This is a genomic window from Streptomyces sp. NRRL S-1022 (genome assembly GCF_000720135.1).
Taxonomy (GTDB): Bacteria; Actinomycetota; Actinomycetes; order Streptomycetales; family Streptomycetaceae; genus Streptomyces.
Map to the genome: position 1 here is coordinate 267925 of NZ_JOIU01000002.1, position 23689 is coordinate 291613.

Genomic DNA, 23689 nt, shown 5'->3' on the forward strand with positions numbered 1-23689 from the left:
ATCCACTCACGTCCTGGTCCGAAGGTGGGGCAGGCCGGGAGGGGAACCCGGTGGGTCCCGCGTGCGGCGCACGGGGCGGGGACGAGGAGGGAGAACGCAGATGGCGCGTCCGGTCGGTATCGACCTCGGTACGACGAACTCGGTGGTCTCGGTCCTGGAGGGCGGCGAGCCCACCGTCATCACGAACACGGAAGGCGCACGGACCACGCCCTCGGTGGTGGCCTTCGCCAAGAACGGCGAGGTGCTGGTCGGCGAGGTGGCCAAACGGCAGGCCGTGACGAACGTCGAGCGCACCGCGCGCTCGGTCAAGCGGCACGTGGGCGACCACGCCTGGCGGTTCCCCGACCAGGGGGACGTCGACGGCAAGCGGTACACGGCGCAGGAGATCTCCGCGCGCGTGCTGCAGAAGCTGAAGCGGGACGCGGAGACGTACCTCGGCGAGGACGTCACCGACGCCGTGATCACCGTGCCCGCCTACTTCGACGACGCCCAGCGGCAGGCCACCAAGGAGGCCGGTGAGATCGCGGGCCTGAACGTCCTGCGGATCATCAACGAGCCGACGGCGGCGGCGCTGGCGTACGGGCTGGACAAGGGCGAGGAGCAGACGGTCCTCGTCTTCGACCTGGGCGGCGGCACCTTCGACGTGTCGCTGCTGGAGATCGGCGAGGGCGTGATCGAGGTGAAGGCCACCAACGGCGACACGCTCCTCGGCGGCGACGACTGGGACCAGCGGGTCGTGGACCACCTGGTCACGCAGTTCAAGAACAACTACGGCGTCGACCTGGCCAAGGACAAGATGGCCGTGCAGCGGCTGCGGGAGGCGGCGGAGCGGGCGAAGATCGAGCTGTCGTCCTCCAGTGAGACGTCGGTCAACCTGCCCTACATCACCGCGTCCGCGGAGGGTCCCCTGCACCTGGACGAGAAGCTCACCCGGGCCCAGTTCCAGCAGCTGACGGCGGACCTGCTGGAGCGGTGCAAGGCGCCGTTCCACAACGCGGTCAAGGACGCCGGGATCAAGGTGTCCGACATCGACCACGTCGTCCTGGTGGGCGGCTCCACGCGGATGCCCGCCGTGACGGAGCTGGTGAAGGAGCTGACGGGCAAGGAGCCGCACAAGGGCGTGAACCCGGACGAGGTGGTGGCCGTCGGCGCCTCCCTCCAGGCCGGTGTGCTCAAGGGCGAGGTCAAGGACGTCCTGCTGCTCGACGTCACCCCGCTGTCCCTCGGCATCGAGACCAAGGGCGGCATCATGACCAGGCTGATCGAGCGCAACACCACGATCCCCACCCGGCGCTCGGAGATCTTCACCACGGCCGAGGACAACCAGCCCTCGGTGACCGTGCAGGTCTACCAGGGCGAGCGGGAGATCGCCGCGTACAACAAGAAGCTCGGCATGTTCGAGCTGACCGGCATCGCGCCCGCCCCGCGCGGGGTGCCGCAGGTCGAGGTGGCCTTCGACATCGACGCCAACGGCATCATGCACGTCTCGGCGAAGGACCTCGGCACCGGCAAGGAGCAGAAGATGACGGTGACCGGCGGTTCGGCGCTGCCCCGGGACGACATCGACCGGATGGTGCGGGAGGCCGAGCAGCACGCGGAGGAGGACCGCGACCGCCGGGAGGCCGCGGAGACGCGCAACCAGGCGGAACAGCTCGTGTACTCCACCGAGAAGCTCATCGCGGACAACGCGGACCGGATCCCGGCCGACGCGAGGTCCGAGACGGAGGCGGCGCTGGCCGAACTGAAGGAGAAGCTCAAGTCGCAGGACACGGCGGCCATCCGGCAGGCCCTGGACCATGCCGCGCAGGCCGCGCAGAAGATCGGTACGGCGATGTACGAGCGGTCGCGGACGGAGCAGGCCGCGCAGGCCGGACAGACCGGGCAGCCGGGGCAGGCCGGTGCCGGCGGCACGGCGGCCTCGGGCGGGGACGACGAGGTGGTGGACGCCGAGATCGTCGACGACGGCAAACCGGAGGCGGGCTGACCATGGACGGGGCGCGGACGCCGGCCACGGGTGAGGTGGAGCGCCTGCTCCGGGAGCGCACCGCCGATCTGCAGAGGGTGCAGGCGGAGTACGACAACTACCGCAAGCGGGTGCGGCGGGACCGCATGGCCGTGCGCGAGATCGCCGTCGCCAACGTGCTGACCGCGCTGCTGCCGGTGGTCGACGCCGTGGACCGGGCGTGCGAGCACGAGCCGCTCACGCCCGGCCTGAAGGACATCGCCGACACACTGCGCACGCGGCTGGGCTCACTGGGCCTTGAGGCGTTCGGGGCGGAGGGCGAACCGTTCGACCCGGCGCGTCACGAGGCGCTGCTGCACCATGCGGCCCCGGACGCCGGGCGGGCGGTCTGCGCGGAGATCCTTCGCCCCGGCTACCGGATCGGCGACCGGCTGCTGCGGCCCGCGCACGTGGCGGTCAGCGGGCCGCCATGAGCGCCCGGCGCCGTGCGGCGGCACGGGGGCGCGGGCGGGCCTTCCGGTCCGCCGGCGCCGGTCCGGATGTGTCCACCTCGTGGACGGACCATAGCCACACGGAAAACACCAGTGCTACAAATGCGGTCATGTCGGACGCATCTGTCCGAGGCAGGCGTCTCACATGGCGCACTGTGATCGGCAAGATTCCCCGGAGCGTCGCCGGACAGGTCTTCCTGCTCCAGGTCGCCCTGGTGGTGCTGCTCGTCCTGTGCGCCGTCCTCGCCCTGGTCCTGCAGTCGAAGCGGGACACCACCGCCGAGGCCAGGCACCGGTCCATAGCCGTCGCGCAGACCTTCGCCCACTCCCCGGGGCTGCTCCAGGCGCTGCGGTCGCCGGAACCGTCCCGGATCCTGCAGCCGCTGACCGAGGCCGGCCGCAAGTCCGCGGGGGTCGACTTCATCGTGGTCATGGACACCCACGGGATCCGCTACACCCATCCGCTGCCCGGCAAGATCGGCAAGCGGTTCGTGGGCACCATCGGGCCGTCGCTGGCCGGCAAGGTGTACACCGAGAGCGTGCACGGCCCGCTGGGCCACGAGGTGCAGGCCACCGTGCCCGTGGACGACGCCCGCGGCAGGGTGGTCGCGCTGGTCTCCGCCGGGCTGAAGGTCAAGAACGTCACCAGCGAGCTGGACCGGCAGCTGCCGATCATCCTGGCCGCCGGGGCCGGCGCGCTCGCGGTGTCGACCGGCGGCACCGCCCTGGTGGGGCGCCGGCTGCGGCGGCAGACGCACAGCCTGGCGCCGGACGAGATGAGCCGCATGTACCAGCACCACGACACCGTGCTGCACTCGGTGCGGGAGGGCGTGCTCATCATCGGGGCCGACGGCCGGCTGCTGCTCGTCAACGACGAGGCCCAGCGCCTGCTGGAGCTGCCCGCCGACGCCGAGGGCCGCGCGGTGCGGGAGCTGCCGGATCTGGACCCGGCGACGATGGAACTGCTCGCCTCCGGGCGTCCGGCCAACGACGAGCTGCACTTCGCCAAGGGGCGCCTGCTGGCGGTCAACCAGCGGCCCACCGACCGCGCCGGCTGCCCCGACGGCACCGTCGTGACGCTGCGCGACTCCACCGAGCTGCAGGCGGTCTCCGGGCGCGCCGAGACCGCCCGGGAGCGGCTGGAGCTGCTGTACGACGCGGGCCTGTGCATCGGCAGCACGCTGGACGTGATGCGCACGGCCGACGAGCTGGCACGGGTCGCCGTCCCGCGGTTCGCCGACTTCATCACCGTCGACCTGGCCGACGCCGTGCTGCACGGCGAGGAGCCGGCTCCGACGGCGACGGACATGCGGCGGGTCGCCGTCGGCGGTATCCAGGACGACCACCCGCTCTACGAGCAGGGCCGGCTGATCGACTTCCTGCCCTCCACCCCGCAGGCCCGCGGTTACGGCGCCGGCCGCTCCGAGCTGGTGACCGACCTGGCGTCCGCCGAGGGCTGGCGGGTCCAGGATCCCGAGCGGACCCGGCAGATCCTGGAATTCGGCATCCACTCGCTCATCTCCGCGCCCATCCGGGCCCGCGGTGTCGTGCTGGGGATGGCCAACTTCTGGCGCTCCAAACGGGAGGCGTTCGACACGGACGAGCTGTCCCTGGCGGAGGAGCTGGTGGCCCGGGCCGCGGTCAGCATCGACAACGCCCGCCGCTACACCCGCGAGCACACCCTCGCGGTCACCCTGCAGCGCAGTCTGCTGCCCCGGGCGCTGCCCGAGCAGAGCGCGCTGGACGTCGGCTACCGCTACCTGCCGGCGCAGTCGGGGGTGAGCGGCGACTGGTTCGACGTGATCCCGCTGCCGGGCGGCCGGGTGGCACTGGCCGTCGGCGACGTGGTGGGGCACGGTCTGCACGCCGCCGCGACGATGGGCCGGCTGCGCACCGCGGTGCACAACTTCTCCACGCTGGACCTGCCGCCGGACGAACTGCTCCAGCATCTGGACGACCTGGTCGGCCGCATCGACCAGGACGAGGCCTGCCATGAGACGGCCGGGCAGATCGTCGGCGCCACCTGCCTGTACGCGATCTACGACCCGGTGACGCGCCGGTGTGTCATGGCCCGGGCCGGGCATCCGGCGCCCGCGCTGGTCCACCCCGACGGCAGCGTCACCTTCCCCGAGCTGCCCGCCGGGCCGCCGCTGGGCCTGGGCGGCCTGCCGTTCCGCACGGCCGAGACGGAGCTGGCCGAGGGCAGCCAGCTCGTGCTGTACACCGACGGTCTGATCGAGGACCGTACGCGGGACCTGGACGAGGGCATGGAACTGCTGCGGCGGGCCCTGGCGGGCCACCCCGGCCGGTCGCCGGAGGAGAGCTGCCAGGCGGTGCTGGAGCAGCTGCTGCCCGAGCGGCCCGGTGACGACGTCGCGCTGCTGGTCGCGCGCACCCGGGCGCTGCCGGCCGACCGGGTCGCCGACTGGGACGTGCCGCGCGATCCGGCCGCCGTGTCGGGGATGCGCGGAGCGGTCTCCGCCCAGCTGGCCGAGTGGGGGCTGTCCGAGCTGGGCTTCGGCATGGAGCTGGTGCTGAGCGAGCTGATCACCAACGCCATCCGGTACGGCTCCGACCCGATCCACGTACGGCTGATCCACGACCGCACGCTGATCTGCGAGGTGGCCGACGGCAGCAGCACCTCCCCGCACCTGCGGTACGCCGCGACGACCGACGAGGGCGGCCGGGGCCTGTTCCTCGTCTCCCAGCTGACCGAACGCTGGGGCACCCGGTACACCCCGCACGGCAAGGTCATCTGGGCGGAACTGACGGTACCGGACCTCTCCAAGCTGCTCGACGGCTGAGGACCGCTCCGGCCGCGGTGCCGGCGCGGGCACCACGGCGTGGACGGCGAAGGGCCGCACCCCGGTGTCGGGGTGCGGCCCTTGTGTGCGGGGTGCCGGCGCCTACTTGCGGAGCAGGTTGCGCAGCACGTACTGCATGATGCCGCCGTTGCGGTAGTAGTCGGCCTCACCGGGGGTGTCGATGCGGACGACCGCGTCGAACTCGACACCGGTGTCGGTGGTGACCTTGACCGTGCGCGGCGTGGTGCCGTCGTTCAGCTCGGTGACACCGGAGATGGAGAAGGTCTCCTCGCCGGTCAGGCCGAGGAACTCGGCGGACTGGCCCTCCGGGAACTGGAGCGGCAGGACGCCCATGCCGATGAGGTTCGAGCGGTGGATGCGCTCGTACGACTCGGCGATGACGGCCTTGACGCCGAGGAGCGCGGTGCCCTTGGCCGCCCAGTCGCGGGACGAGCCGGAGCCGTACTCCTTGCCGGCCAGGACGACCAGCGGGATGCCGGCGGCCTGGTAGTTCTGCGAGGCGTCGTAGATGAAGGAGACCGGGCCGCCGGCCTGGGTGAAGTCGCGGGTGTAGCCGCCCTCGGTGCCCGGCGCGATCTGGTTGCGCAGGCGGATGTTGGCGAACGTGCCGCGGATCATGACCTCGTGGTTGCCGCGGCGCGAGCCGTAGCTGTTGAAGTCACGACGCTCCACACCGTGCTCGGTGAGGTACTTGCCGGCCGGGGTGTCGGCCTTGATCGCACCGGCCGGGGAGATGTGGTCGGTGGTGACCGAGTCGCCCAGCTTGGCGAGCACGCGGGCGCCGGCGATGTCCTCGACCGGGGCCGGCTCCATGCCCATGCCCTCGAAGTACGGGGGCTTGCGCACGTAGGTGGACTCGGCGTCCCACTCGAAGGTGTTGCCGGTCGGCACCGGGAGCGACTGCCACTGGGCGTCGCCGGCGAAGACGTCCTGGTAGGACTTGGAGAACATGTCCTCGCCGATGGCGCTGGCGACGACCTCGTTGACCTCGGCCTCGGACGGCCAGATGTCCTTCAGGAAGACCTCGTTGCCGTCCTGGTCGGTGCCCAGGGCGTCCCGGGTGATGTCCACCTTCATGGAGCCCGCGAGGGCGTAGGCGACGACCAGCGGCGGGGATGCCAGGTAGTTCATCTTGACGTCGGGGTTGATACGGCCCTCGAAGTTCCGGTTGCCGGAGAGGACCGAGGTGACCGCGAGGTCGTGCTCGTTGACGGCCTTGGAGACCTCCTCCGGCAGCGGGCCGGAGTTGCCGATGCAGGTGGTGCAGCCGTAGCCGACGAGGTTGAAGCCGACCTTGTCGAGGTACGGGGTGAGGCCCGCCTTCTCGAAGTAGTCGGTGACGACCTTGGAGCCCGGGGCGAGGGTGGTCTTGACCCACGGCTTGCGGGTCAGGCCCTTCTCGACCGCCTTCTTGGCCACCAGCGCGGCGGCGACCATGACGTACGGGTTGGAGGTGTTGGTGCAGGAGGTGATGGCGGCGACCGTCACCGCACCGTGGTCCAGCTCGTAGGTGGTGCCGTCGGGGGCGGTCACCGGGACCGGGTGGGACGGTACGGCACCGGTGCCCTGGCCGTGCTGCGGGGCGCCTGCGCCGTTCTCCTGGTGGCCGTAGGCCGGGGCGTCGGAGGCCGGGAAGGACTCGGCGCTGGCCTCGTCGACCGGGGAGGCGGCGGCCTCCGGGGTCTGGGCGACGGGCGCCTCGACGTAGTTGAGGACGTCCTTGGCGAACTGCTGGGCGGCCTCGGCGAGGACGATGCGGTCCTGCGGGCGCTTCGGGCCGGCGATGGAGGGGACGACCGTGGAGAGGTCGAGCTCCAGCTTCTCGGAGAAGTCGGGCTCGGCGGCCGGGTCCAGCCAGAGGCCCTGCTCCTTGGCGTAGGCCTCGACCAGGGCGACCTGCTGCTCGGAGCGGCCGGTCAGGCGCAGGTAGCTCAGGGTCTCGTCGTCGATCGGGAAGATCGCGGCGGTGGAGCCGAACTCCGGCGACATGTTGCCGATGGTGGCGCGGTTGGCCAGCGAGGTGGCGGCGACGCCCTCGCCGTAGAACTCGACGAACTTGCCGACCACACCGTGCTTGCGGAGCATCTCGGTGATGGTGAGCACGAGGTCGGTGGCGGTGGTGCCGGGCTGCAGCTCACCGGTGAGCTTGAAGCCGACGACGCGCGGGATGAGCATGGAGACCGGCTGGCCCAGCATGGCGGCCTCGGCCTCGATGCCGCCGACGCCCCAGCCGAGGACGCCGAGGCCGTTGACCATGGTGGTGTGCGAGTCGGTGCCGACCAGGGTGTCCGGGTAGGCCTTGCCGTCGCGGACCATCACGACACGGGCCAGGTGCTCGATGTTCACCTGGTGGACGATGCCGGTGCCCGGGGGCACGACCTTGAACTCGTCGAAGGCGGTCTGGCCCCAGCGCAGGAACTGGTAGCGCTCCTTGTTGCGGCCGTACTCCAGCTCGACGTTCTGCTTGAAGGCGTCGTTCGTGCCGAACTTGTCGGCGATGACGGAGTGGTCGATGACCAGCTCGGCCGGCGCCAGCGGGTTGATCTTGGCGGGGTCGCCGCCGAGCTCCTTCACGGCCTCACGCATGGTCGCGAGGTCCACGACACAGGGCACGCCGGTGAAGTCCTGCATGATCACGCGGGCCGGCGTGAACTGGATCTCCTGGCTGGGCTGGGCCTGGGAGTCCCAGCCGCCGAGCGCGCGGATGTGGTCGGCGGTGATGTTCGCGCCGTCCTCCGTGCGGAGCAGGTTCTCCAGCAGGACCTTGAGGCTGTACGGCAGGCGGGCCGAGCCCTCCACCTTGTCCAGCCGGAAGATCTCGTACGACTCGTCGCCCACCTGCAGCGTGCTGCGGGCGTCGAAGCTGTTCGCCGACACGACAGTCTCCTTCATTGATGTGCGCGTACCACCGTCAATCGTGCCGCCACGCCGGCTTGGCCGAACCAGTGAGGTCAGGCTAACTTAGGCATGCCTTACTGGGGTGGCGGGCTACGGTGCGCCTCGGCAGATATCTCGATGTCGAGATAACTCTAGTACATGGGCGCTGGATGGTCATGCCCAACCGCCTACCAGTCCGATTCGGCGTCGGTCTTGGCCGGTCCGGTGACACTCACGTGCCCGTGGTCGCCGTAGACGGAGGACCGCCAGCGGGCGAACACCTTGGCCGCGCGGTCGGCGTCGTCCTCCTCCATCACCCCGTAGGTCACCTGGACCCAGGCCTCCGTCCGGGCGGTGCCCTCGGGGTTGCGGACGTGGACGCTCAGCACGTGGCCGGCCATGGCGGCGTCCGCCTTCCGGCCGTCCCCCTTCAGGTACGTCCGGAAGTCGCGGGTCATGGAGAACCAGCGGTGCGGGCCGGCGGTCGCACCGCAGGGCACACCGGGGTCGTCGCTCGTGAGATCCGGACCACCGTCCCCCTGGTCGTCGCTCGTGAGATCCGGACCACCGTCCCCCTGGTCGTCACTCGTGAGGTCCGGACCACCGTCCCCCTGGTCGTCACTCGTGAGGTCGGGGCCGCCGTCCCCCTGGTCGTCGCTCGTGGTGTCCGGGATCTGCTGGTCGTCGTCGGTCGTGTCCGTACCCGGGCACTGGTCGTCACCCGTCGCCTCCGTCGCGGACGATCCCGCCGTGGGCGCGCCGGCCGCCGGTCCGCTCGTGCGCTCCGTGCCGCACGAGGTCAGCACGGAGCAGAGCACGAGCGCGACGGCGACCGGGAGGTGCCGCTTCCTGATGTTCATGTGTGTCCCCCTTTCAGAGGAGGAGAGGGGGACACACGTCCGGGGGTTCCTGATACGCCGGACGGGGTAACCGAGTTGGGTGGCATGTCGTACGACATCAGGGGATTTGCCCGATCTTTCGGATGCCGTACACCATCCCACCAGCACTGTTGACGCACCGTCACGACCTCGCCGACGCGAACGTCACCCGAACGGACCCCCCAGCGGGCGCCATCTCATATCTGAGATAACCTCAACCTCATGTCAGACGACTACCTCGTACGCATCGGCAAGCTCATCCGTGACGCCCGGCAGCACCGGGGCTGGACACAGACGCAGCTCGCGGAGGCGCTCGGAACCAGCCAGAGCGCCGTCAACCGCATCGAGCGCGGCAACCAGAACATCAGCCTTGAGATGATCGCCCGGATCGGTGAAGCCCTGGACAGCGAGATCGTGTCGCTCGGCTACTCGGGTCCGATGCACCTGCGTGTGGTCGGCGGCCGCCGTCTGTCCGGTGCCATCGACGTCAAGACCAGCAAGAACGCCTGCGTCGCCCTGCTGTGCGCCTCGCTGCTGAACAAGGGGCGCACGGTCCTGCGCCGGGTGGCGCGGATCGAGGAGGTGTACCGCCTGCTGGAGGTGCTCAACTCCATCGGCGTGCGCACCCGCTGGATCAACGACGGCGTCGACCTCGAACTCGTCCCGCCCGCCGAGCTGGAGATGGCCGCGATCGACGCGGAGGCGGCCGTCCGCACCCGCTCGATCATCATGTTCCTCGGCCCGCTGCTGCACCGCATGGACCACTTCAAGCTGCCCTACGCCGGCGGCTGCGACCTGGGCACGCGAACCATCGAGCCGCACATGATCGCCCTGCGCCGGTTCGGTCTGGACATCGCGGCCACCGAGGGCCAGTACCACGCCCGGGTCGACCGCTCGGTCCGCCCCGACCGCCCGATCGTCCTGACGGAACGCGGCGACACGGTGACGGAGAACGCCCTGCTGGCCGCCGCCCGCCACGACGGTGTGACCGTCATCCGCAACGCCTCCTCCAACTACATGGTCCAGGACCTGTGCTTCTTCCTGGAGGCGCTGGGCGTCGAGGTGGAGGGCATCGGCACGACCACGCTCACCGTGCACGGCGTGCCGAACATCGACGCCGACGTCGACTACTCCCCCTCCGAGGACCCGGTCGAGGCGATGAGCCTGCTGGCCGCCGCGGTGGTGACGGAGTCCGAACTGACCGTCCGCCGCGTCCCCATCGAGTTCCTGGAGATCGAGCTGGCGGTCCTGGAGGAGATGGGCCTCGACCAGGACCGGTCGCCGGAGTACTGCGCGGACAACGGCCGCACCCGCCTGGTCGACCTCACGGTCCGCCCCTCCAAGCTGGAGGCGCCGATCGACAAGATCCACCCGATGCCCTTCCCCGGCCTGAACATCGACAACGTCCCGTTCTTCGCGGCCATCGCGGCCACCGCGCAGGGCAAGACCCTCATCCACGACTGGGTCTACGACAACCGCGCCATCTACCTGACCGACCTCAACCGCCTCGGCGGCCGGCTCCAGCTCCTGGACCCGCACCGGGTCCTGGTCGAGGGCCCGACCCGCTGGCGCGCCGCCGAGATGATGTGCCCGCCGGCCCTGCGCCCCGCGGTGGTCGTCCTGCTGGCGATGATGGCGGCCGAGGGCACCTCGGTGCTGCGCAACGTGTACGTCATCAACCGCGGTTACGAGGACCTCGCCGAACGCCTGAACTCGATCGGCGCGCAGATCGAGATCTTCCGGGACATCTAGGGGCGGCAAGGGCGTGCGGGCGCGCTCCGGGAGCCCCCGTCCCGGAGCGCGCCCGCTCTACAGGTGAAGTCCGACGTGGTTGACGATGAAACGCTTCCCGTCGGAGTCGAGGGCGAAGTAGATCCGTCCGACCTCGCTGGGCGAGGCCGCGTCCCGGACCTTGATGTGCGGCAGTCCGTCGCAGCGCTTCCCCTGGAACGTGAAGTAGCGCTTGTCCTTGTCCTTGCTCAGCTTCTCGTCGCTGGGCGCGTACTTCAGCCCGTGGTTGTCGTAGAACCACTGGGTCAGCCGGGGGATGCTGCCGGGCTTGGCGTACAGGTCCATCGCGGCCTGCGCCAGGGCGATCAGCTGGTCGGTCATCTCCTGGGGGTAGGGATACCGGGAGTCCTTCCAGGCGCGCGCCGCTCTCGCCGTGAACACGAGGTGCTCCTCCGACGCCTTGGTGAGAGCGTCGAACGTGGGCACGGCGTCCGTCTCCAGGGCCGGGATCTCGCTCCAGGCGTCCAGCACGGCCGCCTGTGCGCTCCCGCTCTTCGACAGGTCGAGGTACTGGTTCTTCCAGTAGTCCCGGTCCTGGCGCAGCGCCTCGGCGGTGGCGGCGTCGTCCCGCGCCTTGTCGCGTTCCTCCATGCAGCTCTGTGCCATGTCCTCCCAGGACCTGGCGTCCTCTTCGAGCTGCCGTACCCGCTTTTGCAGGGTTTCGAGTTCGGCGGTCGTGTCGCCGGCGGCCTGGGCGCGCGACAACTGCTCGGCCGCCCTGCGCGCGTCCGCGCGGTACGACGCCTGCCGGGCCCGCTCCCACGCCGTGTCACTGCCGCGGGCGATGACCGACAGGTGGCCGAGGGACGGCATCAGCCTCCGCTCCACGTAGTGTGCGGCGGTCACCTCCTCGCGCGTGTAGGCGGGATGCTCCAGGCCGAGGTCGGGCCAGACCAGCCGGGCGCCCCCGCTGGGTACGGCCAGCTGCTCGTGAGCCCGGCGGACGGCCTGCGCGGTCACGTAGTTCAGCGTCACCACCTGCGCCAGCCCGGCGAGCTGGCCCGAGGCCTCGGCCGCCGCGCTCCACCCCGCCTGGTCCCTGGGGTGCACCAGGAGGATGGGCAGGCGTGTGCGCAGCGCCAGGGAGTCGAGGAGGACGGCCGCGTGGCTCTCCTCGCGGATCCTCTCGTACCGCCCCGTGGCGAGCTGGCTCAGCACCCGCACCTCCAGTTCCCGGTCGCCGAGCACCGCCCGCAGCAGGTGGGGGCGCTTGAGCGGAGGGTCCTGCACCGGCGCGATCCATCCGTCGGGGATCTCCCGGCCCATGACGATCCTGAGCCCGCCGCCGCCCTGCTCCGACCGGGAGACGGTGATCTGGGTGACGAACTGGGCCGGACCTGCGGACAACGGCTGGTGGATGGTCATGCGCAGGGCACGGGTGAGGTCGTCGCCCGCCACCGTCCAGCTCACCGTGCGCTCGGCCTGACCGGCGCTCCTCCCGGCGAGCATCGCCCGGCCGTCCTGGTCGAACGCGGTCACCGGCGGTGCCGGTACCTGTCCGCCGTGGCTGAGCCACCCGGCGAGGTGGTCACGCAGACGCTCATAGACGTGACCCGGCTGCCCCTGGGCGGACCGGATGTCGAAACTGACGGCATACAGCGCCTGCACGGCGGCTCCCCTCACCCCGGGATGCCCTGTGCGACGGACCGGTTACCCCTCGAACGCGGTCAGGGCTCCACTCGGACACACCGTAATACCGCCGCCCCGGAGTCCGTGACGCCCGCGTCACCGCAGGTCCCCGAGGGGTCGGGGGCGAGCGTGGGCGGCACGCGTCACCGCCGGGCCGTCCGGCCCTGCTCGCCGACCCGCGAGGGACGGATGCGGTCCGGCGCCGGCACCCGGAGGGCACCGGGGGCGCCGGCCCCCTCCCGCCCGCGCGGCGGGGCCCGCCCCCGGTGTGGCGGGCGGCCGTTCGAGTGAGCCGTGGCAGCCCGTGCCCGGCGCGGATGCCAAGGGACGTAAAGCCACCGGGGTTTTCGGGCGCGCGTGCGGACCGATACGAAGTGGCAGCCTGCTGGGTGCCTGGCCACACTGAAATCCGGCCGTTTCCGAACAGGAACCGTCCGGACGGCCCTTGGCGATCCGAACGCCCTCAGGAGATGTAATGGTGGAGCAGTCCTCCGAGGTCCCCATACCCCGGCCCGACGCAGCTGCCGTCACCCCGAGCGGCGTCGGGTGCGACATGGTGACGACCGAACGGAAACTCGCGGAGACACTGGCCGAGGTCACCGGGTCCGACCACGTTCCCGCCGAAAGTCATTTCTTCACCGACCTCGGTGCGAATTCCCTGTTGATGGCCCAGTTCTGTGCGCGCCTGCGGAAGAATCCCGATCTGCCCTCACCGTCCATGCGGGACATCTACCGGCATCCCACGATCCGGAGCCTGACGGCGGCCCTCGTCCAGGCCGCTGCCGTCGACACGGCCGCTCCCCCGGCGGAGCCGGAGCCGGTGGCCCCGCCCGCTCCGGTGACGCGCGCGGGCCGGGTCCGGCATGTGCTGTGCGGAACGGCCCAGCTGCTGGTCTTCCTGGTGTATTCCCTCGTCTGGGGATTCGTGACGGCCCGGGGCTACGAATGGATATCCGCCGGTTCCGGATTCGTCGGCATCTATGTGCGGTCACTGCTGTTCGGCAGCATCGGATTCACTGTGCTGTGCGTTTTCCCGGTCCTCGCGAAATGGCTGCTCGTCGGCCGCTGGAAACCGGGCGAGTTCCCCGTCTGGGGCGCTGCGTATCTGCGCTTCTGGCTGGTGAAGGTGCTGCTGCACGCGAATCCGATGGTGTTCTTCGTCGGAACCCCCCTGTACGTGCTGTACCTGCGGGTCCTGGGTGCCCGGATCGGGAAGGGCGTCACGATCCTCTCCCGCTCCGTCCCGGTCTGCACCGACCTGGTGACGATCGGCGCCGGGACGGTGATCCGCAAGGACTCGTTCTTCCTCTGCTACCGGGCCCACGCGGGCCGGATCCAGACCGGCCGGGTGACGCTGGGCCGGGACGTGTACGTCGGTGAGAAGACCGTCCTGGACATCGACACCTCACTGGGCGACGGTGCGCAGCTGGGCCACGCCTCCGCGCTGCACAGCGGCCAGGCGGTGCCGGACGGCGAGCACTGGCACGGCTCCCCGGCGGAGCCCACCCGGGTCGACTACCTGCGGGTCGCGCCGGCCAGGTGCGGCACCGCGCGCCGGGTCTGGTTCGGTGCCCTCACGCTGCTGCAGACGCTCCTCCTGTACCTGCCGCTCACCCTCGGCGGGGTGTACATGCTGTTCACCGAGATCCCGGCGATCGGCAAGCGGCTCGATCCGCAGACGGCGGTGCTGACCCGGCCGGAACTGATCCCGGACGCGATCGCCGTCTCGCTGGCCCTGTTCTGCGGCTTCCTCGTCCTGGGCCTCGTCGCCCTGTACACCCTGCCCCGGCTGCTGGACCTGTTCCTCGAACCCGACCGGGTGTACCCGCTCTTCGGATTCCACTACAGCCTGCACCGGGCGGCATCACGCATCACGAACGTCCGGTTCTTCGCGTGGCTCTTCGGCGACAGCTCGTACATCGTGCATTATCTCCGCGGCCTCGGCTACGACCTGTCACGGGTGGAGCAGACCGGCTCCAATTTCGGCACCGAGGTGCAGCACGAGACCCCGTTCCTGGTCACGGTCGGCAGCGGAACGATGGTTGCCGACGGCTTGTCCGTCGTCAATGCCGATTACTCCAGTACGTCCTTCCGGGTGTCCCGGGTATCGATCGGGCCGCGCAATTTCCTGGGCAACAACATCGCCTATCCCGTGGGGGGCAGGACGGGCGAGAACTGTCTTCTCGCCACCAAGGTGATGATTCCCCTGGACGGCGAGGTGCGGGAAGGTGTGGGACTGCTCGGTTCGCCGTCTTTCGAGATTCCCCGCTCGGTGGACCGGGACGCCAGTTTCGACTATCTCCGGGAAGGCGACGAACTGCGCCGCCATCTCACCGCGAAGAACCGCTACAACCTGCGCACGATGGCCCTGATGCTGTGCGTGCGCTGGCTCCACGTCTTCGCGCTCACCCTGTTCGGACTCGTCTCGGTGGACCTGTACGGTGTGGTCGGGCACGTGGTGATCGCACTGTATCTGGCCATGACGCTCGCTTTCACCACCGGGTACTACATTTTCGTGGAACGCTGCCTGACCTCGTTCCGCGGTCTCACCCCCCAGTTGTGCTCCATCTACCACCCGGTTTTCTGGTGGCACGAGCGCGTGTGGAAAATGCCGACCCAATACCTCAATGTCTTCAACGGCACTCCTTTCAAGGCCCTGGTGTGGAGGCTGCTGGGGGTGCGCATCGGCCGCCGGGTGTTCGACGACGGCTGCTACATCACCGAACGCACCCTGGCCGTCCTGGGGGACGACTGCACCCTCAACGCCGGGTCCAAGATCCAGTGCCACTCGCAGGAGGACGGCACCTTCAAGTCGGACCACAGCACGCTCGGCGCGCGCTGCACGCTGGGCGTCGGTGCTCACGTGCACTACGGCGTGACGATGGGCGACGACGCGGTGCTGGCGGCCGATTCCTTCCTCATGAAAGGCGAGGAAGTCCCCCCGAACGCGCACTGGGGCGGCAATCCGGCCGTGGACAGGCCCGAGGCCGGCCGCGCCGGCCGGCCCCCGCGCACGACCGACGCCCCCGCGGCTGCCACGAGTTGAGGAAGGCCATCCCATGGACACGCGCGTGGAGACGGACCGGGAGTTCTGGAGCCGGGTGCTGACCGCCGGCGGCGTCACCGCCGTACCCCGGTGGGCCCCGGCTCCGCAGCCGGGAACGGCCGAGCAGGAGACGGCCGTCCCGGAGGACGTGGCGGCCTCGGTGCGCAGGCTGGTCCGCCGCTCGGGGCTGCCGGTCAGCGCGGTGCTGCTGGCGGCGCACGCCAAGGTGCTGTCGGCGCTGTCCGGCGAGCGGGAGCTGGTGACGGGGTACACCGCCGGGGTGCGCGGCGAGCCGCTGCCGTGCCGCCTGACCGTGCCCCCGGGGTCCTGGCGGGCGCTGGTGTCGGCCGCCGAGCGTGCCGAGGCGGCGGTGCTGGCCCACCGGGAGTTCCCGGTGACCGGACTGGCCCGGGAACTGGGGACGACCGGGCCGGCGTACGAGGCGGTGTTCGGTCCCATGGGCGCCGAGGAGGCCCACGCCGAGGACGGGGTGCTGCACGTGCGCTGGTGCGACCGGGGCGGCCGGCTGCTGCTGCGGCTGCGGTACCGCACGGACGCGCTGGACGCCGGGAGCGCGGCGCGGATCGGCGGCTACCACCTGAAGGCGCTGCGGCTGATGGCGGCCGATCCGGACGCCGAGCACGCGCAGCAGAGCCTGCTGTCGGCCGAGGAGGTGCGCGAGCAGCTGGAAGGGCTGGCGGGACCGCACCGGCCGCTGCCGGACGCCCGCGCGCACGAGCTGTTCGAGCGGCGGGTACGGGCGCATCCGCAGGCGGTGGCCGCGGTGCACGGCGAACAGGCGTGGACGTACGCGGAGCTGAACGCGCGCGCCAACCGGCTGGCCCGGGCGCTGCTGGCCCGCGGGCTGGGCCGGGAGGACGTGGTCGCCGTCGTCACCGAGCGGAACCTGGACTGGCTGGCGGCGACGCTGGCGGTGTTCAAGGCGGGCGGGGTCTACCTGCCGATCGAGCCGCACTTCCCGGCCGGCCGCATCGCGGCGACGTTGTCGCGCTCCGGCTGCCGGCTGGTGCTCACCGAACCTGGCGGCACCGGGACCCTCGACCAGGCGCTGACCGAGGTACCCGGAGTCGAGAAGCTGCTGGTGGAGACGGCGTACGCGGAACCGCACGCGGACGACGACCCCGGTGTGCGGGTCGACCCCGGTCAGCTGGCCTACATCTACTTCACCTCCGGCTCCACCGGCGAGCCGAAGGGCGCGATGTGCGAGCACGCGGGTCTGCTCAACCACCTGCACGCCAAGATCGACGATCTGGGGATCGGCGAGGGGGCCGTGGTGGCGCAGACGGCCCCGCAGTGCTTCGACATCTCGCTGTGGCAGCTGGTGTCCGCGCTGCTGGTCGGCGGGCGCACCCTGCTGGTCGGCCAGGACGTGGTCGTGGACGTGGAGCGGTTCGTGGACACGCTGGTGCGCGGCCGGGTCACCGTGACCCAGCTGGTGCCCTCCTACCTGGAGGCCGTGGTCTCGTACCTGGAACGGCACCCCCGGGAGCTGCCGGACCTGCGGTGGGTGTCGGTGACCGGCGAGGCGCTGAAACGGGAGCTGGTCCAGCGCTGGTTCGCGCTCCAGCCGGGCATCCGGCTGCTGAACGCCTACGGGCTGACGGAGACCTCCGACGACACCAACCACGAGGTCCTGGCCGGCGTGCCCGACCGCGTGCTGCTGGGCCGCGCGGTCAACAACGTGCGCGTCTACGTCGTGGACGAGCAGTTGTCGCTGGTGCCGCTGGGTGCCCCGGGGCTGATCGCGTTCTCCGGAGTCTGTGTGGGCCGGGGCTACGTCAACGACCCGGAGCGGACCCGGGAGGCCTACCGGACCGACCCGTACCGGCCCGGGGAGCGGCTGTACCTGGGCGGTGACTGGGGCCGCTGGCACCCCGGCGGCAAGCTGGAGTTCCTCGGCCGCCGGGACAGCCAGGTCAAGATCCGCGGCTTCCGCATCGAGATCGGCGAGATCGAGAACACCCTGCTGCGGGTGGACGGGGTGCGGGACGGCGCGGTGGTCGTGGCCGAGCGGGGCGGCGGGAACACGCAGCTGATCGCCTTCCACACCGGCCGGCGTCACGAGCCGGAGGTGCTGCGCGAGGCGCTCGCGGCGGCGCTGCCCGCGTACATGGTCCCCGCGGCCTTCCACTGGCGGGAGAGCCTTCCGCTGACCGCCAACGGCAAGATCGACCGCAAGGCGCTGACCGCGCAGGCCGCGGATACCGGACCGGCCGGGGACCTGGCCGGCTCCGAGCGGGCCGGTGACGGGCGGGACGACGCGGAACGGGACGGCGGCGGGCGGGAGGCGCTCAGCCCGGCCGAGCGGCGGCTGGCGGCCGCCTGGGCCGAGCTGCTGGGCGTGCCCGAGCACCGGATCGGCCGCAAGGACCACTTCTTCGACTCCGGCGGCACCTCCCTGACGGCCGTCAAGCTCAGCATCGCGCTCGACCGGGCGGTCTCCCTGAAGGACATCACCCGGCACCCCGTCCTCGCCGATCTGGCCGCCCTCCTCGACGGCGCGGGACGGCGGCGACCGGAGCTGCTCCAGCCCCTGTCGGAGGCGGGCGGCACACCGGAGTGCGCGCTGGTGTGCTTCCCGTACGCGGGCGGCAACGCCGTCAACTACCAGCCGATGGCGGCCGCGTTGGCGGGCAGTGGCCTCGCGGTCCTCGCGGTGGACCTGCCCGGCCACGATCTGGCGGCCCACCGCGAGCCGTTCGCCCCGATCGAGGAGGTGGCCGTCCGGGTCGCGGACGAGATCACGGCGCGCGGCCCGGACCGGGTCATGCTGTGGGGCCACTCGTCGGGCGCCGCACCGGCCCTGGAGACGGCCCGCCGGCTCCAGGAGCGGGGCGTGCGGGTGACGCGCGTGTTCCTCGGCGCGCAGCTGCTCGGCACCGCCGCCGAGCGGAGCGCCGCCGTCGCCGGCCTGACGGACCTGAGCGACGCGGAGGTCGCGGCACGGCTGACCGCGGACAGCGGCTACACGGAACTCGCCGAACTCAACGAGCGGCACGCCGAGCACATCGGCGCCGCCTACCGGCACGACTGCGCCCGCGCCCACCGGTGGTTCCAGGCGGCCCTGGAGAACCCGCCGCCGGTGCGGCTGTCCGCGCCGGTGTCGGTGGTCGTCGCCGCCGACGACCCGCACACGGCGGGCCACGGCGAGCGGTACCGCGACTGGCTGCTCCTGGCCGAGCAGGCCGACCTCCACGAACTGGCCGACGGGGGCCACTACTTCCTGCGCACCCGGCCGGCCGAGGCGGCGCGGGCCGTGCTGGGCGCGGCCGTCCCCCTGGCCTCGACCTGAGGCCCGTACCCCCACCCGACGAGCGACCGAAAGGAAACCGAGATGCCGTCCTCATCCCTGGCAGCACCGCTCGACGTGGAGCTGCGGCCGGACAGACCCGCGGTGCTGCACGTCGATCCACCGGACGACGCCGCGGCCTGGGCGGCCCGCTACCGCGAAGCGCTCAGGGCGCAGGTCACCGAGCACGGGGCGCTGCTCGTGCGCGGCCTCGGCCTGAAGGACACCGACCAGGCCGGCGCCGTCTTCGCGCGGCTGGCCGGTGAACTCGTACCGGAGCAGGAGGCGTTCGCCCCACGGGAGGCGCACGGGCCGGGGCTGTACTCCTCGACGCCGTGGCCGGCCAACCAGCCGATGTGCATGCACCACGAGCTGAGCTACCGGCTGGAGGTGCCCGGTCTGCTGCTGTTCGCCTGCCTGACACCGCCCGAGCAGGGCGGGGCGACGGCGGTGGCCGACGCGGCCGAGATCCTCACGGCCCTGCCCGACGGGCTGACGGAGCGCTTCGGGCAGGAGGGCTGGCTGCTGACCCGTACCTACAACGAAGAGATCGGGGCGTCCCTGGCCGAGTCGTTCGGCACCGAGGACCGCGACGCGATCGAGCGGTACTGCCGCACGAACGCCATCGACTTCCGCTGGCTGCCCGACGGCTCCCTGCGCACCGAGCAGCGTCGCTGCGCCGTCGTGGCACACCCGCGCACCGGCCGGCGGTGCTGGTTCAACCAGATCGCCTTCCTCAACGAGTGGACGCTGGCGCCGGAGGTGCGCGAGTACCTGGTGGACGAGTACGGGGCGGACTCGCTGCCGTTCAACACCCGTTACGGGGACGGCAGTCCGATCGGCGAGGACGTCGTCCGGCTCCTCAACGACACCTACGAGGAGCACACCCGGCGCGAGCCCTGGCAGGCCGGTGACCTGATGCTCGTGGACAACATCGGCACCGCGCACAGCCGGGAGGCGTTCACCGGCGAGCGGCGGGTCCTGGTCGGCATGGCCGAGCCGCGGCGCCTGGCCGACTCCTGCCCGACGGGGGAGGCGAGCCGGCGATGACCCATCTGCTGTCGACGTCCCCCCAGCCCGCCGTGCCCCAGCCCGCACCGGCGCCCACCTTCGCGGTGATCTCCGGCCGGCAGGTGCAGCAGGCGCTGGCCGGGCGGGAGCGGGACCTGGTGGACCTGGTCGAGGCCACCTACCGGCTGCACGGCGCCGGTGACTCGGTCAACCCGCCGTCGTACTTCCTGCGTTTCCCCGACCGCCCCACGGCCCGGATCATCGCGCTGCCCGCCTCCATCGGCGGCCCGACGCAGGTGGACGGCGTGAAGTGGATCTCCAGCTTCCCCGAGAACGTGAGCGCCGGGCTGCCGCGGGCCTCCGCGGTGCTGATCCTCAACGACCACGGCACCGGCTACCCGTTCGCCTGCCTGGAGAGTTCCGTCATCAGCGCCACCCGGACCGCGGCCTCCGCCGCGCTGGCCGCCGACTGGCTCAGCCGCACCCGGACCCGGCCCCGCAGGGCCGGCTTCTTCGGCACGGGCCTGATCGCCCGGTACATCCACACCTTCCTCGCCGGCACCGGCTGGACCTTCGACGCGATCGGCGTGCACGACCTGTCCGCGGACAGCACCGCCGGTTTCCGCGGCTACCTGCGGCAGGCCGGCGCCGGCGGGCGGATCACCGTCCACGACAGCGCCGAGGACCTGGTGCGCTCCAGCGACCTGGTGGTCTTCGCCACCGTCGCGGGCCGGCCGCACGTCACGGCCCCGGGCTGGTTCGAGCACAATCCCGTGGTCCTGCACGTGTCACTGCGCGACCTCGCCCCCGAGATCCTGCTCACCGCGGCGAACTTCGTGGACGACGTCGAGCACTGCCTGAAGGCCGACACCTCCCCGCACCTGGTCGAACAGCGCACCGGGAACCGCGACTTCCTCAACGGCACCCTCTACGACGTGATGCTCGGTCGTGCCGCGCCGCCGCACGACCAGCCGGTGATCTTCTCGCCCTTCGGCCTCGGCGTCCTCGACCTGGCCGTCGGCAAGTACGTCTACGACCGCGTGGCCGGGGCGGGGGAACTCCGCCTCGTCGACGACTTCTTCCACGACTTGCGCCGGTACGGCTGAGGCCGTTGTCCCTCAGCTCTGGCACCAGGAGGCTGCCGTGCCCGTCATATCCGCTCCCCATGCCTTCAACGAAGGCAGTCTGTTCGTCGACCTGGAGTCGATCTTCGGATACCGTCTCTACCTCAAGTGCGAGGGCTTCAACTTCGCCGGCTCCATCAAGTTGAAGGCCGCGAACGAGATGGTGCAGAGCGCCGAACGGGACGGACGCCTGAGGCCGGACTCCATCCTCGTCGAGTCCTCGTCCGGAAACCTGGGCGTCGCGCTGAGCGTGATCGCCGCCAGCAAGGGCCACCGGTTCCTGTGCGTGACGGACCCCCGGTGCAACCTGTCGACCAAGCTGCTGATGGAGGCCCTGGGCAGCCAGGTGCACGTGGTGACCGACCTGGACGGCAACGGCGGTTTCCTGGGCACGCGGCTGGAGTACGTGCGGGCGCTGTGCGCCTCCGACGAACGGTACGTGTGGCTCAGCCAGTACACCAACGCGGGGAACTGGCGGGCCCACTTCCGTACGACGGCACCGGAGATCGCCGGCCACTTCCCGCAGCTGGACGTGCTGTTCGTCGGGACGGGCACCGCCGGGACCCTGATGGGCTGCGCGCGCTACTTCCGCGAGTGGCAACGGCCGGTGCGGATCGTCGCCGTGGACAGCGTGGGCTCGGTGGCCTTCGGCGGCGAGCCGGGCCGCCGGATGATCCCCGGCCTGGGGATGAGCATGCGCCCGCCGCTGCTCGACGAGTCGTACGTGGACGAGGTGATCCGGGTGGAGGAGGCCGACACCATCCGCACCTGTCACCGCATGGCCAGGCGGGGCTTCCTGTTCGGCGGCTCCACGGGGTCCGTGGTCAGCGCCGCGACGGGCTGGCTGGCCCGGCACGGCACCCGTGACCTGACCGCGGTGGCCATAGCGCCCGACCTCGGCGAGCGCTACCTCGACACCATCTACCAGACCAACTGGCTGCAGGACCTGTACGGCGAGCACCTGCTGGACTCCACCCGGACGGACACCCCGTGGGAGGAGGACTCCGCGAAGTCCGCGTCCCGGGGACCGGGCCGCCGCCGCGAGGCGTGACGCCCACCCACCCGGCTGATCAGGCCACCGGCTCCGGGGTGCGGGCGCGCCACGGGATGCGGAAGGCGGTCGCCGTGACGATCAGCGCGGAGGCGGCCACCGTGGCCATGCCCGCGGTCAGGTTCACCGCGCCGGCCACGAAGCCGATCAGCGCGGGGCCGGCCAGCAGACCCGTCGTGCCCATCGCGGCGACCAGCGCCAGCGCTTCCGGGCCGCGGCCGGCCGCCGCCACGTACACGCACGGGGTGACGGCGGCCGCGCCCAGGCCGACGCAGGCGAAGCCGAACAGCGTGGGCACCACTCCCCCGGCGAGCAGGGCGAGGGCCAGGCCCGCGGCGGCCACCGCGCTGCCGGTGCGCACCACGCGCCCGTCGCCCCAGCGGGTGCGCCAGCGGTCCGCGCACAGCCGGGCCAGCAGCATCATCACGGAGACGACCGCGATCCCGAGCGGGGCGACGGACGCCGGCGCCCGGACGACGTCCCTCAGGTAGAGCGTCGACCAGTCGTTCATGGCGCCCTCGGTGACGGTTCCGAAGGCCATGGCGCAGCCCATGAGGAGCGTCGTACCCGAGGGCAGGCCGCGGCGGGCGCGCGGCTTCGGCTCCGCCGCGCCGGCCGGGGTCTCCTCCTCGTGCGGCAGCAGGCCCGGGCGGGCACCGCCGAGCAGGAGCAGCAACAGGGCGCCGGCGACGGCGAAGTGGGCCGGGACGGACGCGGTCACGGCGGTGACGCCGGAGGTCAGCAGGGCGGCGGCGAGCAGCCCGCCGCTGAACGTGGCGTGCAGCCGGGACATGACGGTCCGCCCGTGGGCGCGCTCCAGCGCGGCGCCCTGCGCGTTCATGGCGACGTTGAGGCAGCCGACCGCGACCCCGTCGGCGCACACGGCGAGCAGCGCGAGCGGGAAGTCCGGTACGGCGGACAGGGCGGCCAGGACGACGACGAGGGCCGCGGCCGAGGCGAGGGACAGCAGCCGCGAGCCGAGCCGGCGCATCAGGGCGGCGACCAGCGGGAAGGAGGCCGCCGCCCCGGCCCCGCAGGCCATCAGCAGCAGGCCCACCTCGCCCGCGCCCAGGTCCAGCCGGGTCTTCAGCGCGGGCAGCCGGGAGACCCAGGTGCCGTACTGGAAGCCGAGGAAGCAGAACAGCGCGGCGGTCGACCACTTGGCGCGCCGGAAGGAGGGTGCGGTCATCGGCCCGCCTTCCGCGCGACGGCGACCTGGGCCGACATGTACACCGCGCCGCCGCCGTAGCTGGCCGGCACCCGCGCCTCGGGGTGGGGCCGGTACCCGTTGGCCCGCCAGAAGGGCTCCTTGCCGGCGACCGCGATCAGCGACATGGTCGCGAACCCCCGGGCGCGGGCCGCGTCCGTGAGGTGCCGGACCAGCCGGGTGCCCAGGCCACGGCGGCGCAGGGGCGCGCTGACGACCAGGTCGTGCAGGTGGAGGTTCGCGGCCTGGTGGACGGCCCGTTCCGGGCGGGTCAGGTCGGGACAGTGGAACCGCCGGTAGGGCAGGGCCAGGACGTAGCCGGCGATCCGGCCGTCGAGCTCCAGGACGAAGCTGGTGTCGGCCGAGGCGCGGGACCGCAGGCCGGCCTCCCCCTCGGTGAGCGGGGTGTCCGCGTACGCCCCGGCCTCCAGGGCGGCGACCTGGGGCCAGTCGGCCTCGGTGATGCCCCGTACGAGGCCTGTCATG

Annotated in this window: 14 protein-coding genes; 9 read left to right on the forward strand and 5 right to left on the reverse strand. The window is 71.7% G+C overall.

Annotation, left to right across the window (positions count from 1 at the left end; genetic code table 11):
• Positions 1–100: 100 nt before the first annotated feature.
• The 3 genes from dnaK (at position 101) to IG05_RS0102990 (ending at position 5258) form a co-directional block, all read left to right on the forward strand.
• Positions 101–1984 carry a molecular chaperone DnaK gene (dnaK, locus tag IG05_RS0102980; RefSeq protein WP_030338765.1) on the forward strand — a complete coding sequence of 628 codons (1884 nt, stop codon included), beginning with the start codon at positions 101–103 and terminating at the stop codon, positions 1982–1984.
• Positions 1985–1986: 2 nt separating this feature from the next.
• A complete protein-coding gene (gene grpE / locus IG05_RS0102985) occupies positions 1987–2436 on the forward strand; it encodes a nucleotide exchange factor GrpE (RefSeq protein ID WP_030338767.1) in 450 nt (149 codons plus the stop codon).
• A 128-nt stretch (positions 2437–2564) separates the two neighbouring features.
• A complete protein-coding gene (locus IG05_RS0102990; protein ID WP_199808232.1) occupies positions 2565–5258 on the forward strand; it encodes a SpoIIE family protein phosphatase in 2694 nt (897 codons plus the stop codon).
• A gap of 102 nt (positions 5259–5360) precedes the next feature.
• Here the strand turns inward: IG05_RS0102990 and IG05_RS0102995 are convergent, their stop codons facing one another.
• Both IG05_RS0102995 and IG05_RS0103000 read right to left on the reverse strand, forming a co-directional pair.
• Entirely contained in the window at positions 5361–8156 is a 2796-nt protein-coding gene (locus tag IG05_RS0102995) for an aconitate hydratase (protein WP_030338771.1), read from the reverse strand.
• 188 nt (positions 8157–8344) lie between these two features.
• The gene (locus IG05_RS0103000) at positions 8345–9016 is read right to left on the reverse strand and encodes a hypothetical protein (protein WP_030338772.1); all 672 of its coding nucleotides are present in this window, start codon (positions 9014–9016) and stop codon (positions 8345–8347) included.
• Positions 9017–9256: 240 nt separating this feature from the next.
• Between IG05_RS0103000 and IG05_RS0103005 the strand changes: the two genes are divergently transcribed.
• Positions 9257–10786 (forward strand): helix-turn-helix domain-containing protein, encoded by a 1530-nt coding sequence (locus tag IG05_RS0103005; RefSeq protein WP_030338774.1) that lies wholly within the window; start codon positions 9257–9259, stop codon positions 10784–10786.
• 57 nt (positions 10787–10843) lie between these two features.
• On the opposite strand, the gene IG05_RS0103010 is transcribed toward IG05_RS0103005, so the two are convergent.
• Positions 10844–12433 carry a hypothetical protein gene (locus IG05_RS0103010; protein ID WP_030338776.1) on the reverse strand — a complete coding sequence of 530 codons (1590 nt, stop codon included), beginning with the start codon at positions 12431–12433 and terminating at the stop codon, positions 10844–10846.
• Positions 12434–12929: 496 nt separating this feature from the next.
• Here IG05_RS0103010 and IG05_RS0103015 point away from each other — a divergent pair, with 496 nt between their 5' ends.
• From IG05_RS0103015 to sbnA, 5 genes are read left to right on the forward strand one after another with little or no spacing between them, the layout of a single operon-like run.
• Positions 12930–15500 (forward strand): Pls/PosA family non-ribosomal peptide synthetase, encoded by a 2571-nt coding sequence (locus IG05_RS0103015; RefSeq protein ID WP_051789462.1) that lies wholly within the window; start codon positions 12930–12932, stop codon positions 15498–15500.
• Positions 15501–15513: 13 nt separating this feature from the next.
• On the forward strand, positions 15514–18813 hold the full coding sequence (locus IG05_RS0103020) for a non-ribosomal peptide synthetase (protein ID WP_030338779.1): 3300 nt from the start codon (positions 15514–15516) through the stop codon (positions 18811–18813).
• Positions 18814–18855: 42 nt separating this feature from the next.
• A complete protein-coding gene (locus IG05_RS0103025) occupies positions 18856–19860 on the forward strand; it encodes a TauD/TfdA family dioxygenase (RefSeq protein ID WP_030338782.1) in 1005 nt (334 codons plus the stop codon).
• On the forward strand, positions 19857–20927 hold the full coding sequence (gene sbnB / locus IG05_RS0103030; protein WP_030338784.1) for a 2,3-diaminopropionate biosynthesis protein SbnB: 1071 nt from the start codon (positions 19857–19859) through the stop codon (positions 20925–20927). Before IG05_RS0103025 ends, sbnB begins: the two co-directional genes overlap by 4 nt.
• 37 nt (positions 20928–20964) lie before the next feature.
• Positions 20965–21996 (forward strand): 2,3-diaminopropionate biosynthesis protein SbnA, encoded by a 1032-nt coding sequence (gene sbnA / locus IG05_RS0103035; RefSeq protein WP_030338786.1) that lies wholly within the window; start codon positions 20965–20967, stop codon positions 21994–21996.
• Between the two features lie 19 nt (positions 21997–22015).
• On the opposite strand, the gene IG05_RS0103040 is transcribed toward sbnA, so the two are convergent.
• Positions 22016–23185 carry an MFS transporter gene (locus IG05_RS0103040; RefSeq protein WP_030338789.1) on the reverse strand — a complete coding sequence of 390 codons (1170 nt, stop codon included), beginning with the start codon at positions 23183–23185 and terminating at the stop codon, positions 22016–22018.
• Positions 23182–23688, reverse strand: a complete 507-nt coding sequence (locus IG05_RS0103045; protein ID WP_030338791.1) for a GNAT family N-acetyltransferase — start codon at positions 23686–23688, stop codon at positions 23182–23184. Before IG05_RS0103045 ends, IG05_RS0103040 begins: the two co-directional genes overlap by 4 nt.
• Position 23689 lies beyond the last annotated feature (1 nt).

What these genes read in the sequence shown, in the direction of transcription:
- dnaK (WP_030338765.1), top strand. Translation starts at nt 101, where the DNA reads ATGGCGCGTCCGGTCGGTATCGACCTCGGTACGACGAACTCGGTGGTC.
- grpE (WP_030338767.1), top strand. Translation starts at nt 1,987, where the DNA reads ATGGACGGGGCGCGGACGCCGGCCACGGGTGAGGTGGAGCGCCTGCTC.
- IG05_RS0102990 (WP_199808232.1), top strand. Translation starts at nt 2,565, where the DNA reads ATGTCGGACGCATCTGTCCGAGGCAGGCGTCTCACATGGCGCACTGTG.
- IG05_RS0103000 (WP_030338772.1), bottom strand. Translation starts at nt 9,016, where the DNA reads ATGAACATCAGGAAGCGGCACCTCCCGGTCGCCGTCGCGCTCGTGCTC.
- IG05_RS0103005 (WP_030338774.1), top strand. Translation starts at nt 9,257, where the DNA reads ATGTCAGACGACTACCTCGTACGCATCGGCAAGCTCATCCGTGACGCC.
- IG05_RS0103015 (WP_051789462.1), top strand. Translation starts at nt 12,930, where the DNA reads ATGGTGGAGCAGTCCTCCGAGGTCCCCATACCCCGGCCCGACGCAGCT.
- IG05_RS0103020 (WP_030338779.1), top strand. Translation starts at nt 15,514, where the DNA reads ATGGACACGCGCGTGGAGACGGACCGGGAGTTCTGGAGCCGGGTGCTG.
- IG05_RS0103025 (WP_030338782.1), top strand. Translation starts at nt 18,856, where the DNA reads ATGCCGTCCTCATCCCTGGCAGCACCGCTCGACGTGGAGCTGCGGCCG.
- sbnB (WP_030338784.1), top strand. Translation starts at nt 19,857, where the DNA reads ATGACCCATCTGCTGTCGACGTCCCCCCAGCCCGCCGTGCCCCAGCCC.
- IG05_RS0103040 (WP_030338789.1), bottom strand. Translation starts at nt 23,185, where the DNA reads ATGACCGCACCCTCCTTCCGGCGCGCCAAGTGGTCGACCGCCGCGCTG.
- IG05_RS0103045 (WP_030338791.1), bottom strand. Translation starts at nt 23,688, where the DNA reads ATGACAGGCCTCGTACGGGGCATCACCGAGGCCGACTGGCCCCAGGTC.